The following is a 16,405-nucleotide window of genomic DNA, read 5'->3' as shown; positions in this document are numbered from 1 at the left end:
CTTTAAATTATCGGCTGTGTACATCGCTCATGGGACGAAAAAAGACCCATGGACGCACACTAAATGTGCAGACCATGAGTCTCACTATTTAAGACAAAACCAGAACGAATCTTGTTGGTGGCGTTGTCACGGTGTCACGACACAAAATCTGTGTGCGATAACACCATTAGTTACTCCCTCATTTATCTTAAGCAAAAGTATATCGAAATGATTAGTTAAACACAAGTAATAAGTTTGAACTAACGCCAAAAGTTATCAAAAATTGTAATCGGCATATGGCGTTTGTGCATCGTCTTGTTATACCAATTTTCAATCTTTTCAGCGTCAGCGTCCTTAATCGTTTTGCCTTCCAGATAATTATCAATGTCGTCATATGTGACGCCAAGGGCCACCTCATCAGGTAACGCCGGACGATCGTCCTCCAGGTCAGCAGTCGGAACCTTCAAGTATAAATGTTCCGGTGCGTTTAAGACCTTCAGCATCGCTTTTCCTTGCCGTTTGTCCAACCGATACAAAGGATCAATGTCCGTGCCGCCATCGCCGTATTTCGTGTAAAATCCGGTAACGGCTTCGGCTGCATGATCCGTTCCTACAACAGCACCGTGAACTTCACCAGCAATCGTGTACTGAGCCACCATGCGCTCACGTGCCTTGATATTGCCCTTGTTAAAGTCGGACACCGTCAGCCCATTAGTTTCAACCGCGGCAACACCAGCGTCAACCGCCGCCTGAACATTCACCCGCATTACCTTATCGGCTTCCATAAACGTGATGGCATCCATCGCGTCACTTTCATCCGCCTGTTCACCATATGGCAAACGAACCGCAATGAATTGATACTGATCATCGCCGGTTTCCTGACGCATCTCTGCAATCGCCATCTGTGATAGTTTGCCAGCAAGTGTAGAGTCTTGACCACCAGAGATACCTAGAACGAGTGCCTTTAAGAACGTGTTCTTTTTCAAATAGTCCTTTAAAAATTCGACACTTTTTCGAATTTCGTGTTCCGCATCAAAGTCAGCGCTAACACCGAGTGCCTTAATAATTTCTGCCTGTTTTTCTCTCATGTACGAAGGCCTCCATAACTTAATTACTACTGAAATAGATGGATAGCCTAGGACTGTCCGTCAAATTTCAATTCACTGACATAACTGTGAACTTGCTTAATAATATTTTGCTTGTGATCCCAAAGCTTTTGCGATAAATCAACGGGATAAATTTGTGGATTCAGATCTCGTTTGTACTCATCCCACAACGATGCTAACTGATCTGCAGCAAACTGTTTAATCGTTTGTAACTCAGGTAACTCGTAAACTTGCTTGCCATTTTCAAAAATCGTCACCAGTACGGGACGGGCGTCAAAGTCGGTCACATCCTTATTGATATACGTATAGCTTGGATGGAACATATGCAAGCGTGACGCTTCGTCTGGCCGTTCGTCAGATAACGCAACATAATCACCTTCAGATTTACCGTCTGCTTTCTTGGTGATCCGCCAAACCTGCTTTTTACCAGGTGTTGATACTTTTTCAGCGTTACTTGATAACTTAATCGTATCAACCATTTTACCACGTTCATTTTCAACGGAGACCAGTTTGTACACAGCCCCGAGCGCGGGCTGGTCGAACGCCGTAATTAACTTTGTTCCCACGCCCCAAACGTCAATCTTAGCGCCCTGCATCTTAAGGTTGGTAATCGTCTTCTCATCCAAGTCATTCGACGCATAAATTTTAGCATTCGGAAAACCGGCTTCATCAAGCTGTTCGCGCACACGTTTTGAAATATATGCCATGTCACCAGAGTCGATACGAACACCCAAAAAGTTAATCTTGTCGCCCATCTCTTTGGCCACACGAATGGCGTTTGGCACACCTGAACGCAGTGTGTCATAGGTGTCTACAAGAAAAACACAGTCCCTGTGAGAACGGGCGTAAGCCATGAAAGCGTCATAGTCGTTACGGTACGTTTGCACCAAGCTGTGGGCATGAGTACCGCTAATTGGAATTCCAAAGATTTTACCAGCGCGCATATTACTAGTGGCATCAAACCCACCAATGTAAGCAGCACGAGTTCCCCAAATAGCGGCGTCCATTTCTTGTGCCCGCCGCGTACCAAATTCCAAGATACCGTCATTGCCAGCTACTGAGCGAATGCGGGCAGCTTTCGTAGCAATTAAAGTCTGATAGTTAACAATGTTCAACAAAGCCGTTTCAACGAGCTGACAATCCGCTAACGTTCCCTCAACTTGAACCAATGGTTCGTTATTAAAAACCAGGTCGCCTTCTTTTGCAGCACGAATCGTCCCCGTGAACTTAAAATTCCGCAGATAGTTTAAAAACTTCTCAGAATATTGTTTCATAGATGCCAAATACTCTAAGTCAGAATCAGTGAACTGCAGTTGATTAATGTAGTCGACAACCCGCTCTAAGCCTGCAAATACCGCATAACCATTGTGAAATGGTAGGTCACGAAAATATAATTCGAACACGGCGTGCCGATCAGCCACTCCATCCTCAAAGTAAGTTTGGACCATATTAACTTCGTATGCATCTGTATGAAGCGTCAGGCTGTCATCTGGATAACGCGTAACCATCGCAATTATTCCCTTTCTGTTTAGACGAATTTTTCTTAACTCTCATATTTTACCATATCTTGTGAATTTCTTTGTTAAATGCCCTCATTGCATCAAAAAACGTGTGTCCACATGACCATTCCCCCACAATTTCAACATACAAAAGAACTACTTTGCTTGTCGCAATTATGGAAAACAGTCACACAGACACACGTTTAATCATTGTTTTATTACTCAACTAACGTTCTAGGTAAAACTCAAATCGGTTACCGACATACTGGGTCCGCACATATTCAAACGGCGTACCATCATCAAGGAATGAAACCTGACGTAAACGCAATAATGGATCACTACGCTTAACATTCAAGTATTCAGCTACCCGTTCACTGGCTGTCATTGCCGACACTGTTTGCTGAGCGTGACCAACTTTAAGGCCAGCCTCGTCTTCCAGCACGCGATACAGTGAGTTAGTAACATCTTCCTTGCTAAAACGCCGAATCAATCGTTCAGGCACAGTGGCCACTTCAAAACAGATAGGTTCATCGTTGCCGAAACGAATTCGTTCCATTCGCAAAATCTGTTCATTAGGTGCGAGTTGTAATTTTTCACTTTCTGAAAGCGATGGTGTTGTGATGTGATAGGACACAGTTCGTGAAGATGGCACCTTACCAGCCTGTTCCATCAACTCAGTGAAACTAGTTACACCAGAAACACGCTCTTGCACCTTACGATTAGCTACATATGTGCCCGCGCCAACACGTCGTTCTAACAGGCCTTCCTCCACTAACGTCTGAACGGCTTGTCGTAAGGTCATTCGACTCACGCCAAACTGAATGGCAAGTTCACGTTCTGAGGGGATTTTATCCCCAACTTGCCACTGACCATCTTCCACGGCTTTCCGTAAACGATTATGAATTTGAATGTAAATTGGTGAGGCCATTTTTTTCATCCCTTAGTTTTAGTCAACCTGGCTGGAACTCAAGTAATTGAAAACTAGCTAGTCATCAAAACGACGACCATAACTGTAAGTCCGTTCCAAGTTTTGATTACGATCCATGATGTTAAAGTCAGCGTCTTTACCAGCCTGTAAGCCACCCTTGCTGGTTAAACCAAATTCGGTAGCTTGGTTAACAGAAGACATTTGAACAGCTTCTTCGATACCACAACCAGTAAAGTATTGAATGTTACGGAATGCATCGTCATAACGGAGTACCGATCCGGCCAAGTTGCCAGATTCCAGACGTGCCTGTTTGTCCTTAACAATAACCTTTTGACCACCAAGTTCACTGATTCCTTCAGGCATCCCCTTGGCGCGCATTGAATCAGTAACTAGATCAATGCGTTCAGCACCTTTTTGTTCATAGGCCAACTTGATCATATCTGGCACAATGTGGAATCCATCACAGATCAATTCACAGTACATGTTATCTTCCAACATCGCATGGCCAGTGACACCAGGTTCACGGTGCTTAAATTCACGTTGTGCGTTGTACAAATGCGTAACGTGCGTTGCCTTAGAAGCGAGCATTTGCTCACGGGTAGCATTACTGTGACCAACAGATGGCACAATGTTATGACTCAGACAGTATTTTTCGAATTCACGCGAACCAGGATCTTCTGGTGCGTATGTAATCAAGCGAACACGGTTTCCCGAAAGTTTGTTCCAATTATCGAGCAAATCAATGTTAGGATCTGAAATATACTTTTCAGGTTGGGCACCCTTATAAGTTGCGGAAATAAATGGCCCTTCAAGATGGATTCCTTGGATAACTGGGTTCTCTTCAGCAGCCTTGGCAATTCCTTCCATCGCGTGATTTAAATGTTCGGTAGACTGCGTCATCGTAGTTGGAAACAGTGTTGTGATTCCTTCGTGAACCATATCGTTGACCATCTCGTTGATTTGGTCAGGATCGCCGTCCATTGAATCAAAACTATAACCACCATGACTGTGAACATCGATAAATCCGGGAACAATTACTTTACCCGTCACAAATTCTACGTCGTCGTCTGGTTCAGCAACGTAATCACTCATCGGTCCGACTGCTTCGATCGTTTTACCAAACCGCAAATAACCATCATCAATCTTTTCTTCACCCGTGTAGATGATCGCATGTTTCAAAACCGTACTCATTGAATCTTCCTCCTCATAAATGTGCCGCTACACCTTAAACACTGGGGTAGTTAACACGCTCCATTGAAAAAGCTCATTTGGTTACGCTTTCCAGTATAGCTGGTATAGACCACTTTTTCAACGCGTTTATTCTTGATCACGCTTAATTGTGGCATCGATCCCTTTTACTACAGCAGTCATGAACCCGGCTTCTTCCATTGCTAGCAACCCAGCAACAGTTGAACCACCTGGTGAAGAAACTTGATCAATTAAATCAAACGGAATCTTGTCAGATTGAAGCACCATTTTAGCTGAACCTTCCGTTACGGCTGCAGCAATCCGCGTCGCCTCTTTTTTGTTAAGACCATGCTTAACACCAGCACGCGAGAGTGCGTCAATGAAGAAATAGATATAAGCTGGAGAACTACCTGCCAAGGCAGAAAAGGTGCTGAAATCTGCTTCCGGCAATACAGTGGTACTTCCAATTGCATCGAACAGCCCCTTAGCATCTGCTAACTTGGCACCCGTTAAATTTTCATTAACAGCTAAAGCTGTCATCCCTGCATCAATGGCTACATTAACGTTTGGCAAGGTCCGCAGAATTGGCATATCGTATCCCGCCAGTTCTTCCATTGTTTGTAAAGATAGACCTGCAACAATCGAAATTAATACTTTAGGTCCCTGGTTTAACTCGTCACGTGTCTCTTTTAAAACATCGGGTGCGATATTCGGCGTTACTGCTAACACGACAAAATCGCTGTCTTGAACGACTGCCGCATTGCTATCTGCCATCCGCACACCTGTTGAGGATGCAAACGCTTGATAGTGCTCCTTATGAGCGCTGTGCACAATGATATCTGATGGTGCCAGTGCATCTGCGGCAATCAATCCTTTGATAATCGCCTGGGCCATACCGCCAACACCAATAAATCCGAGTTGCATGAACCGTCTCTCCCCGCATCTGTTTTTAACATGCCACATCTTTATAACCACTGTCACAAAAAATGCAGATAATGTCATATCTGATTAGAATGTAACTGATATAGACCAATAATGCAACTACGAGTCACTAAAAATAATTTCCGGTCTAAGCGAGTGGTCAAAAAGAACGTAGTCAAAATTGGCTTTCCAATCTAAAGACTGCGTTCCTTGTAACTAACAACATAAGTGCCCATTGCCTAACAGCTTAATTAAATCCATTCAGCGGTGAATGAAGAACAATTATGTTGCTTAAATAATTTTTTAAACATTAGGTTAACGCTACACGCCTTAAACTATACAGTACGTTCAAGTGCTAATAGTTGCCGTTTCATCGTTAGACCACCGCGATAACCGCCCAATCCGCCATCCTTACGCAAAACCCGATGGCATGGCGTTACAATCAGTATCGGATTTTTCGCAATTGCTGTCGCAACCGCCCTAATTGCTGAAGGCTGGCCGATATTAGCGGCAATGGTTGTATAATCACAAGTCATCCCATACGGAATCAGTACCAATGCATCCCAAACAGCTTGTTGAAGACGTGTACCAGTGCCAAAATGGTCAATCGGCAAATCAAAATCACGACGTTTGCCTTCGAAGTAATCGCTAATTTGCTGTCGATACTTCGACGTTTTTTGGTCATCGGTAATTGCCTGATCAACAGCATCCACATTGTTTAAATAACCCTTTGCCTCACTTAACGTAGCATTGGGCGAACCAACAAAAACCAAGCCTTTGTCTGAAACTAATAACTGTAACTGACCAACGCTGGTATCAACGACATCATGATATAACTGGGCCATAGTTATCCTCCTAGTTTATTGATGAGTAGCAAACCAATCGTGAATTCGTTGCATACGTTCAATTCGAAAACGTGGCTTACCTATTCGCGACAGATCGTGGTTTTCACCAGGAAAACGAACCATCTTCGTTTCAACACCATTCAATTTCAATGATGTGTACCACTCTTCACCCTGACCAATTGGACAGCGAAAATCCTGTTCGCTGTGAAGAATTAAAGTGGGTGTCGACACATTGGCCACATACTTCAATGGCGAAGCATTCCACAACGGCTTTAAATCGGTCGCTTTCATCGTTCGCTCACCGGTAAGTTCCCACGGCAGGAAATAATATCCGATATCACTCGTCCCATACATACTGATCCAATCAGCAATGGAACGCGCTGTTACCGCTGCTTTAAAACGACTCGTGTGACTCTCAATCCAGTTGGTCATAAACCCACCGTATGAACCACCAGTAACGTACAATCGATCTTGATCAATTTTAGAATCCAGTTCTAGCACGTGATCTAAGCCATTCATTAAGTCAGCATAATCGCCCTCGCCATAATGACCAATGACGCCAAGTTGAAATTCCTGTCCATAGCTGGTCGAACCACGTGGATTAATGGCAATCACACCATAGCCTTCACTGGCATGAAATTGTAATTCATGAAAGAAGGTTTCCCCGTAATTAGCACCGGGTCCACCGTGAATATAGAGAATCACTGGATAATTTGTTTTTGCCTGCGCATCAATTGGCGGCAAATACCAGCCTGGTACTTCCACATCGTCATCACTGGTAAATGTAAACCGAAGCGGCTCTACTAATTGGTGAGTCGTTTCATAATGATGATTAGGATCAGTCAGGTCTCGTTCCTTGCCATCCTTCAATGCAATCGCTGAAAGTTTAGCAACTGTCGTCCAAGCAGACTGAGTGAAGAAAGCCTCGCCATGATCTGCAGAAATTGTAAAGTCAGTGACATGTCGCGGCCCTGATACGAGTTCTTGATGATCACTGAGTGAATCACCCAACGTGGCCATCATGATCCGTAACGTCCCCTGTGATAACTGGGTATAAACGTACTGTCGATCACTAACGAACGCCGCTACCCGACCACTAAGGTTTTGTTGGAAATCAGCATTCATAATCATGTCACCGACCACAACATCCTTATCCGGTGTTAGATCAGTTAGCTGTTGATCTGCGAAATGATAATTGTACAAATGTGAGGCAGAGATATTAGGAATCTCGTTTGTCGTTCCCCAAAGCAATAAATCGGTGTCACTCTCATTGAATCCAACTGGACTAAGTGAAGCTGCCATTAAGCTGCCAGTCAAAACGGTTTTTGCACCGGTTTCAGTGTCTAACGCGTATGTCAGTTCGCTAAAATCATTATCATCTTCTGGCTTTCCGGCCGTTGAATAGGTCAACAACCGCCCATCGTGAGATAGTGGGCCCATGGAAAACTTTTCCGGATTTTCAAATATTTCTGTTGCTGTTTTGTGACCGATGATCTGCTTCTTGATAACATAGCGTTCATCCTCAGCAAAATAACCGAGATCATTATCCTTATAAATTGTTTTGGTGTAGCTGATTGTCTGTGGTCGTTTAGGATCTGCCTTAGCTGGCCGTTTGCCATCTTTCTTAGGTGCGCTTTGATAGTATACGATTTGATGTTTGGCATCCCAGTCATAAGCACTGACGCCAAACTCATCAAACGTTATTTGAACTGGCGAACCACCAGTTAATGATTGCGCAAAAACCTGCCGCTGATGATTCGGATCTTCGCTGGTAAACGTCAGTACGCGCTGATCATCACTGATTGCTAGCGCATTATCCTTGCCAGACAACGTTCCCCACGTTGTCGTTGCGTGCGTATGTAAATCAAACCGTTGGATAGATGTTGCATAATCGTCTTCCTGTTCGCGCATCTGCGTTTGCAAGAAAAAGACTGCATCTGATGTCGCAACGGGTTGTGCAAGTGAAACTAACTTATACAAATCTGTGACCGCCACTGGTTGAACCATATAATCGCCTCATTTTTTATTGGTTACACTTGCAGTTATTATAGTGCTTTTAAGTCATTAACCAAACAATTAGATTACTTAAACTGTGAATCATTAATATCATCTAGCTAACCATTTAGATGATCATCGTGTTCGGCATGCCACTCACGAATCTGCGCCAAACGCTCTGCAAACCTCTTTTCAGAACCTTGGGTAGTGGGCTGATAATAAACGTGACCAATCAAATTGTCTGGCATCGTTTGTAGTGTTGTCAGCTTATCCTTCGTATCGTGAGCATACTGATAACCCTCGCCATAATGCAAGTCAGCCATCAACTTGGTTGGCGCATTGCGAATCTGTAAAGGAACTGGTTCAGCCATAGAATGCAACGCATCATGTTTGGCGGCTGAATAAGCCGTATAAATCGCATTGGATTTCGGTGCCATCGACAAATAAACCACCGCCTGAGCCAAATTAACGGTACACTCTGGCATTCCGATTAGATGAGACGCCTGATAGGCTGCCACCGCAATTTCTAAAGCTCGTGAATCGGCCAAGCCAATGTCTTCACTAGCAAATCGGATTAACCGACGGGCAACGTACAGCGGATCTTCGCCACCCTCCAACATGCGTGACAGCCAGTAAAGTGCAGCATCCGCATCAGAGTTTCGCATTGATTTATGCAATGCGGAAATAATATTGTAGTGTTCATCACCCTTTTTGTCATACATTAGGGATTTTCGGGATACTAACTGGGCGACATCGTCTTGATCGACCGTTGTTACCTCACCCACTTGCTGTCCATTCAACACAGCCATTTCTAGCGTGTTTAAGGCCACCCGGGCATCTCCGTTGGCAAAGTCCGCAATTGCCCCAATCGTTTGATCACTAATATGAATTTTTTGTTTGCCAAAGCCGCGATCGTCATGAAGCGCCTGATTTAGCAACTGAATTAAATCGTCATGCGTTAACGGCTGAAGCACAAAAACCTTGGTTCGAGACAATAGCGCCGAATTAATTTCAAATGATGGATTTTCTGTCGTAGCACCAATCAAGGTGATGCTTCCCTTTTCAACAAATGGTAAGAAAGCGTCTTGTTGCGCCTTGTTAAATCGATGAATTTCATCTACAAACACAATTGTGCGTTCGCCAATTTGTCGATTGCCTTCCGCTTCTTCCATAACCTGACGGATTTCTTTGATACCACTGGTGACTGCACTGAAGTTTATGAAACGGGCCTGCGTTTTATTCGCAATAATCCGGGCTAAAGTCGTTTTCCCCACACCCGGTGGTCCCCAAAAAATCAGTGAAGAAACCGCGTCGTCATCAATAAGTTGACGCAACACTTTGCCATGTCCAAGTAACTGTTGTTGCCCAACAAACTCTGCTAGCGTTTGAGGGCGCATTCTGCTTGCTAATGGTTGATTTGCGTCATTTTGATCAAAAAGTGATGTTTGTTCTGTCATAATTTATCCTTTTTTCAAACGTATGTTCGCATATAAGAATACCATAGTTATCCCTATAACGTAAAGAAGCAGGTATCACCTTTAACGGTAATACCTGCTTCTTTACGCTATATAATTGGGATAGCTGGATTCGAACCAGCGCATGACGGAGTCAAAGTCCGTTGCCTTACCACTTGGCTATATCCCAATAAATGGCGGAAGTTGGATTCGAACCAACGAACCTTTCGGGGCGGTTTTACAGACCGCTGCGTTTAGCCACTTCGCTATTCCGCCGTTCCTGACAACTTTTTTATTCTAACGAAAATTTCCATTGAATTCAAGCGTAATCAGGAATTATTGTAAGTTCAAAATTCTTAGTCGGGTTTGCCATTCACTCATAAAATCAGCATGGCGCCATTCTTGCAAACGGTGCGTGTTGTAGCCAACAGACTGATTAAAGTAGGTCACATGGTCAAACGTTCGTGGTTCAGGTTTAATATGCAGATGACCAAACTGCGCGTAAACAACGCGTCCCTTGGTCAAGACATCGCCGAGGCGACGACTACCATACATTGCATTTGCCATGTTCCAAAAACGATTATCATCAGTAATCCGCGTATATTCAGCCCGTGGCACGAAATGCGTGACGTACAAAACACGTTTGCTAGCCACTGTGGCATCCAAAAGTTGATTAGTCGTCTGCTGTAAGACCACATCTTCTCTTTCTGGATCCGTCATTGGCTGTTCAATGACACCATCAAACCAATAAGCGCGTTTCCACTGAGCAAAGTCAGCGACAGAGCGTTCGTTAAACAACTGGCTGGCAAAGGTATAGTCATACCACCCATTATTACCGACAATCCGCCAATCAGTCCCTGGAATATCAACAAACTGATTGTGCAGATAATGTGCGTTAATTCTGGTTTCAAGCTCGTCATACGTCACTCCGGCAGCCATATCATGATTACCAGCCAAAAAGTAAACTTCCGTTTGGCTGCCCAGTTCATGTTGTAATACATCAACATAGTGCACGGTCTTCGTAAAATCATTAAACGTGTCGCCTGCAATAATATAATACTTTACCTTTAAATCGGCTAATACTTGAGCCTGATGTTTCAATAGTTCATTGCTATCCAGTTGATTAACATCGAAGTGATTATCACTGGTCAGGGCCACACGTACCATCGTTTATCTTCACCTTCTAAAAAAATGTGCTCAACAGCTGTTGAGCACATTTTAGCACAAACTTATTTATGATTACGTTTTAGACTCTTAATCCTGGGCAATCTCGACATCTTTCATAAGGCCAAAGATTGGCTTACGGAAGGCAAACAGTACAAGTCCCAAAACAACGCTGACGGCCCCTATAATCAAAAAGTAGGAAACTTCAGTATCACTCGTGTAGAAACGAACGATTTGTGCGTTGACGGCTTGACCAGCAGCATCAGCCAAGAACCACATACTCATCATCTGTGAACGGAAGGCGTTTGGTGCAAGGCGAGTTGTAACAGACAGTCCGATTGGTGAAATCAGCAGTTCAGCGATTTCAACAATCGCCCAACTTCCGATCAACCACAAGATGGAAACACGACCAGAAGTGCCTTCAAGCCATCCAGGTAAAGCCATGAACAGGTATGAAATACCGGCAATTACCAATCCATATGCAAACTTAGTTGTGGTGTTAGGCTGACGTTTGCCCAACTTTGTCCATAAAATGGCAAAGAATGGTGTATATAACATGATAAATGCAGGGTTAAGTGACTGGAAGTACGCAGCTGGCATTGTCCAACCACCAATCTGCAAGTTAGTCCGTTGTTGTGCAAACAGTGCCAAGACAACAGAGCCTTGTTCTTCAATAGCCCAGAACAACATTGCAGCAATGAACAGCGGAATGTACGCAACCACGTGACGACGTTCGTTCTTCGTCACCTTGCGACTCGACAACATGATAATGAAGTAAACCACTGGCGTTGCAACGGCAATAATACTAATCAACAAAATGACGTTCTTAAGGTTCAATGCATCCATTAACTTCATTAAAACAAGCACTAGAATCAATGCAACGACGCCGAGTCCCCAACGAACAGCTAATGGCTTGATGTCATCACGTTCGATTGGATCTGATGGATACAAACCATCTTTGCTTAGATACTTACGACCATCAATCCAGTACTGCATCAGTCCAAAGAACATCCCAATAGCAGCCAAGGAGAAACCGAGGTGGAAGTTAACCTTTTCACCCAAGGTCCCAACAATATATGGTGAGAATAAACTCCCCATGTTGATTCCGAAGACGAAAATGTTAAATCCAGCATCACGACGACGATCTTCAGTCGTGTATAAAGCACCGACCATTTCCGATACGTTTGGCTTTAACAACCCAGTACCAACAACAATCAACGCAATGGATGCAAACAATGCCGTTGCACCAGCCGGAATGGCCAGCGCAATGTGCCCAAACATAATCAGGACACCACCCATGAACACCGTGCGACGTGGTCCAAAGACACGGTCACTCAAAAATCCACCAAGTACACTGGATAAATAAACAAGTGATCCATAAATGGCCATGATTGAACTTGCAGTAGCCTGGCTAAAACCTAAACCACCCTTATCAATGGCAAAGTACATGTAGAACAACAGAATGGCACGCATTCCGTAATAACTGAAACGTTCCCACATTTCTGTGAAAAACAGCGTTGCCAACCCGCGGGGTTGTCCAAAAAACGCTGTATCGTATTTCTTGTTTTCCAAAAGAATCCTCCTAATTTATCCCCCAATAGCAGCCCGAAGGCCATGACTTTTCGGGGATTCTTAATGCTCTAAATATTCAGTTGTAGTTCCCCGTTTAAAAAAACGATAAAACAATTATAGCGGTTATAAATGGCGATAGTCAAACCTTCTTTTAATTTATTCGCCATTTTTAGGCGAATAATTCTAATCTTTTAACCATCTTCAAGTGTTTTTCTCATGTTTAAGTGGCAAAATGCACAGAAGACTTGTTGTGCGTTTGTTGCACTTTTTTTGCTTTATGACGCTGACGAACCGTTATCTAAGGCGGCGACAACACATAAACACGTATTTTCAGATTTAGTCATCAAAAAAGCCGTCACATTTTGTGACGGCTTTTTTGATATTCACACGAATTTATGCCGGATAGGTGACTTGAACACCTGACCCTCGGTTTACGATACCGATGCTCTACCAACTGAGCTAATCCGGCAAATAGCACATCTGTTAGTATAACGGACTTTTTCACTAGCTTCAAGGCTTAATCAACGCATGACTATCATTTATTACTGAAAGGCACCGCGCCTTAATGAGGCACCGTTCACGACACAAAAAAACGCCAATCATCAGATTGACGTTTTAGTCGCATGGCGACGACCTACCCTCGCAGGGAGCGATCCCCCAACTACTCTTGGCGCGACGAAGCTTAACTTCCGTGTTCGGCATGGGAACGGGTGTATCCTTCGTGCCATCATCACCACACTCTGAGCGTTATCCACTCAAAACTGAATCATGATCTTCTTTTCTTTAACCGGACCACCACTTCGTGGTTAAGTCCTCGACCGATTAGTACTAGTCCGCTCCATGTGTCGCCACACTTCCACTTCTAGCCTATCTACCTCATCATCTCTGAGGGGTCTTACTTCCATATAGGAATGGGAAATCTCATCTCGAGGCGAGTTTCACACTTAGATGCTTTCAGCGTTTATCTCATCCATACATAGCTACCCAGCGATGCGCCTGGCGGCACAACTGGTACACCAGCGGTATGTCCATCCCGGTCCTCTCGTACTAAGGACAGCTCCTCTCAAATTTCCTGCGCCCGCGACGGATAGGGACCGAACTGTCTCACGACGTTCTGAACCCAGCTCGCGTACCGCTTTAATGGGCGAACAGCCCAACCCTTGGGACCGACTACAGCCCCAGGATGCGATGAGCCGACATCGAGGTGCCAAACCTCCCCGTCGATGTGGACTCTTGGGGGAGATGAGCCTGTTATCCCCAGGGTAGCTTTTATCCGTTGAGCGATGGCCCTTCCATACGGTACCACCGGATCACTAAGCCCGACTTTCGTCCCTGCTCGACCTGTCTGTCTCACAGTCAAGCTCCCTTGTGCCTTTACACTCTACAAATGATTTCCAACCATTTTGAGGGAACCTTTGGGCGCCTCCGTTACCTTTTAGGAGGCGACCGCCCCAGTCAAACTGCCTACCTGACACTGTCTCCCGCCACGCTAAGTGGCGCGGGTTAGAGTGGCCGTATAACAAGGGTAGTATCCCACGGTTGCCTCCTTCGAGACTAGCGTCCCGAGCTCTACGGCTCCTACCTATCCTGTACAAGTTATACAGACACCCAATATCAAGCTACAGTAAAGCTCCATGGGGTCTTTCCGTCCTGTCGCGGGTAACCCGCATCTTCACGGGTAATATAATTTCACCGAGTCTCTCGTTGAGACAGTGCCCAGATCGTTACGCCTTTCATGCGGGTCGGAACTTACCCGACAAGGAATTTCGCTACCTTAGGACCGTTATAGTTACGGCCGCCGTTCACTGGGGCTTCAATTCTGAGCTTCGCTTACGCTAACCCATCCTTTTAACCTTCCAGCACTGGGCAGGCGTCAGCCCCTATACGTCATCTTACGATTTTGCAGAAACCTGTGTTTTTGATAAACAGTCGCCTGGGCCTTTTCACTGCGGCTACACTTGCGTGCAGCACCCCTTATTCCGAAGTTACGGGGTCATTTTGCCGAGTTCCTTAACGAGAGTTCACTCGCTCACCTGAGGATACTCTCCTCGACTACCTGTGTCGGTCTGCGGTACGGGTAATTAAACTCTAACTAGAAGCTTTTCTCGGCAGCGTGACATCAACGACTTCCCTACTTAAATTTCGGTCCTTGTCACAGCTCAATGTTAAAGAAACAAGCATTTAACTCATCTCACACCTCACTGCTTGACCGGACATTTCCAATCGTCCGGATCGTTTAGCCTTCTGCGTCCCTCCATTGTTCAAACAAGTTTAACTAGTACAGGAATCTCAACCTGTTTTCCATCGACTACGCCTTTCGGCCTCGCCTTAGGTCCCGACTAACCCTGGGTGGACGAGCCTTCCCCAGGAAACCTTAGTCATTCGGTGGATCAGATTCTCACTGATCTTTCGCTACTCATACCGGCATTCTCACTTCTATGCGCTACACCAGTCCTTACGATCTGGCTTCACCGCCCATAGAACGCTCTCCTATCGCGCCACTTACGTGGCACCCACAGTTTCGGTAATATGCTTAGCCCCGGTACATTTTCGGCGCAGAATCACTCGACTAGTGAGCTATTACGCACTCTTTAAATGGTGGCTGCTTCTGAGCCAACATCCTAGTTGTCTGTGCAACTCCACATCCTTTTCCACTTAGCATATATTTAGGGACCTTAACTGGTGATCTGGGCTGTTCCCCTTTCGACGGTGGATCTTATCACTCATCGTCTGACTCCCGGATAACACATCAATGGCATTCGGAGTTTATCTGAATTCAGTAACCCATGACGGGCCCCTAGTTCAAACAGTGCTCTACCTCCATGATGATTCATCCGAGGCTAGCCCTAAAGCTATTTCGGAGAGAACCAGCTATCTCCAAGTTCGTTTGGAATTTCACCGCTACCCACACGTCATCCCAGCCTTTTTCAACAGACACGGGTTCGGCCCTCCGGTGCGTATTACCGCACTTTCAGCCTGCACATGGGTAGGTCACCTGGTTTCGGGTTTACTTCAACATACTTAGTCGCCCATTTCAGACTCGCTTTCGCTACGGCTCCGGTCTTTCCACCTTAACCTTGCATGTTAACGTAACTCGCCGGTTCATTCTACAAAAGGCACGCTATCACCCATTAACGGGCTCTAACTACTTGTAGGCACACGGTTTCAGGAACTATTTCACTCCCCTTCCGGGGTGCTTTTCACCTTTCCCTCACGGTACTGGTCCACTATCGGTCACTAGGGAGTATTTAGCCTTACGGGATGGTCCCCGCAAATTCCGACGGAATTTCACGTGCTCCGCCGTACTCAGGATCCTGAACTGAGGGACTTTGATTTCGTCTACGTGGCTCTCACACCCTATGGCGACGTTTCCCAACGTCTTCAACTATCAAGGTCTTTGGTAACTCAAATGTTCAGTCCTACAACCCCAAACTGCAAGCAGCTTGGTTTGGGCTGTTCCCCGTTCGCTCGCCGCTACTTAGGGAATCGATTTTTCTTTCTGCTCCTGTTGCTACTTAGATGTTTCAGTTCACAACGTCTACCTTCAACTAGAGTATGTATTCCCCTAGTGATAATCAGCGGTTAAACTGATTGGGTTTCCCCATTCGGAAATCTCCGGATCAAAGCTTACTTACAGCTCCCCGAAGCATATCGGTGTTAGTCCCGTCCTTCATCGGCTCCTAGTGCCAAGGCATCCACCGTGCGCCCTTTATAACTTAACCTAACAGTTCATACGAACTGCGGTTATGAGTTT

At 45.1% G+C, this 16,405-nt stretch carries 10 protein-coding genes, 3 tRNA genes and 2 rRNA genes; all 15 read right to left on the bottom strand.

Annotated elements, in window-relative coordinates; all coding sequences use genetic code 11:
- Positions 1-239: 239 nt before the first annotated feature.
- Positions 240-1,067, bottom strand: coding sequence for an ammonia-dependent NAD(+) synthetase (gene nadE / locus LROSL1_RS03915; RefSeq protein ID WP_017262593.1), 828 nt, complete (start codon positions 1,065-1,067; stop codon positions 240-242).
- 47 nt (positions 1,068-1,114) lie between these two features.
- Positions 1,115-2,593, bottom strand: a complete 1,479-nt coding sequence (locus LROSL1_RS03910; protein ID WP_178913818.1) for a nicotinate phosphoribosyltransferase — start codon at positions 2,591-2,593, stop codon at positions 1,115-1,117.
- A gap of 217 nt (positions 2,594-2,810) precedes the next feature.
- Complete coding sequence (locus tag LROSL1_RS03905) at positions 2,811-3,512, bottom strand: GntR family transcriptional regulator (protein WP_017262591.1); 702 nt, start codon at positions 3,510-3,512, stop codon at positions 2,811-2,813.
- A gap of 57 nt (positions 3,513-3,569) precedes the next feature.
- Positions 3,570-4,703 (bottom strand): N-acetylglucosamine-6-phosphate deacetylase, encoded by a 1,134-nt coding sequence (gene nagA / locus LROSL1_RS03900; protein WP_017262590.1) that lies wholly within the window; start codon positions 4,701-4,703, stop codon positions 3,570-3,572.
- 126 nt (positions 4,704-4,829) lie between these two features.
- Entirely contained in the window at positions 4,830-5,624 is a 795-nt protein-coding gene (proC, locus tag LROSL1_RS03895; RefSeq protein WP_017262589.1) for a pyrroline-5-carboxylate reductase, read from the bottom strand.
- Positions 5,625-5,956: 332 nt separating this feature from the next.
- Positions 5,957-6,466, bottom strand: coding sequence for a methylated-DNA--[protein]-cysteine S-methyltransferase (locus LROSL1_RS03890; RefSeq protein ID WP_017262588.1), 510 nt, complete (start codon positions 6,464-6,466; stop codon positions 5,957-5,959).
- 15 nt (positions 6,467-6,481) lie between these two features.
- On the bottom strand, positions 6,482-8,473 hold the full coding sequence (locus tag LROSL1_RS03885) for an alpha/beta hydrolase family protein (protein WP_178913817.1): 1,992 nt from the start codon (positions 8,471-8,473) through the stop codon (positions 6,482-6,484).
- A 107-nt stretch (positions 8,474-8,580) separates the two neighbouring features.
- Positions 8,581-9,918 (bottom strand): replication-associated recombination protein A, encoded by a 1,338-nt coding sequence (locus tag LROSL1_RS03880; protein WP_017262586.1) that lies wholly within the window; start codon positions 9,916-9,918, stop codon positions 8,581-8,583.
- A 115-nt stretch (positions 9,919-10,033) separates the two neighbouring features.
- Positions 10,034-10,105, bottom strand: a tRNA-Gln gene (locus tag LROSL1_RS03875).
- 5 nt (positions 10,106-10,110) lie between these two features.
- A tRNA-Tyr gene (locus tag LROSL1_RS03870) sits at positions 10,111-10,191 on the bottom strand.
- 60 nt (positions 10,192-10,251) lie between these two features.
- Positions 10,252-11,082 carry a metallophosphoesterase gene (locus LROSL1_RS03865; RefSeq protein ID WP_178913816.1) on the bottom strand — a complete coding sequence of 277 codons (831 nt, stop codon included), beginning with the start codon at positions 11,080-11,082 and terminating at the stop codon, positions 10,252-10,254.
- 87 nt (positions 11,083-11,169) lie between these two features.
- Positions 11,170-12,651: a peptide MFS transporter gene (locus LROSL1_RS03860; RefSeq protein WP_017262584.1), complete on the bottom strand. Its 1,482-nt coding sequence runs from the start codon at positions 12,649-12,651 to the stop codon at positions 11,170-11,172.
- 396 nt (positions 12,652-13,047) lie between these two features.
- Positions 13,048-13,120: transfer RNA gene (locus tag LROSL1_RS03855), tRNA-Thr, on the bottom strand.
- A gap of 152 nt (positions 13,121-13,272) precedes the next feature.
- Positions 13,273-13,389, bottom strand: a 5S ribosomal RNA gene (rrf, locus tag LROSL1_RS03850).
- A 64-nt stretch (positions 13,390-13,453) separates the two neighbouring features.
- A 23S ribosomal RNA gene (locus LROSL1_RS03845) occupies positions 13,454-16,373 on the bottom strand.
- Positions 16,374-16,405: the final 32 nt, after the last annotated feature.

The organism is Furfurilactobacillus rossiae (assembly GCF_013394005.1).
Classification (GTDB): domain Bacteria; phylum Bacillota; class Bacilli; order Lactobacillales; family Lactobacillaceae; genus Furfurilactobacillus; species Furfurilactobacillus rossiae.
The sequence above is the reverse complement of the archived record's forward strand: the minus strand, read 5'-3'. Positions and strand labels throughout refer to the sequence as shown.

Bases quoted from the DNA above. Each gene is read 5' to 3' on its own strand.
- proC (WP_017262589.1), bottom strand. From the start codon at position 5,624: ATGCAACTCGGATTTATTGGTGTTGGCGGTATGGCCCAGGCGATTATC.
- LROSL1_RS03890 (WP_017262588.1), bottom strand. From the start codon at position 6,466: ATGGCCCAGTTATATCATGATGTCGTTGATACCAGCGTTGGTCAGTTA.
- LROSL1_RS03885 (WP_178913817.1), bottom strand. From the start codon at position 8,473: ATGGTTCAACCAGTGGCGGTCACAGATTTGTATAAGTTAGTTTCACTT.
- LROSL1_RS03905 (WP_017262591.1), bottom strand. From the start codon at position 3,512: ATGGCCTCACCAATTTACATTCAAATTCATAATCGTTTACGGAAAGCC.
- LROSL1_RS03880 (WP_017262586.1), bottom strand. From the start codon at position 9,918: ATGACAGAACAAACATCACTTTTTGATCAAAATGACGCAAATCAACCA.
- nagA (WP_017262590.1), bottom strand. From the start codon at position 4,703: ATGAGTACGGTTTTGAAACATGCGATCATCTACACGGGTGAAGAAAAG.
- LROSL1_RS03910 (WP_178913818.1), bottom strand. From the start codon at position 2,593: ATGGTTACGCGTTATCCAGATGACAGCCTGACGCTTCATACAGATGCA.
- LROSL1_RS03865 (WP_178913816.1), bottom strand. From the start codon at position 11,082: ATGGTACGTGTGGCCCTGACCAGTGATAATCACTTCGATGTTAATCAA.
- nadE (WP_017262593.1), bottom strand. From the start codon at position 1,067: ATGAGAGAAAAACAGGCAGAAATTATTAAGGCACTCGGTGTTAGCGCT.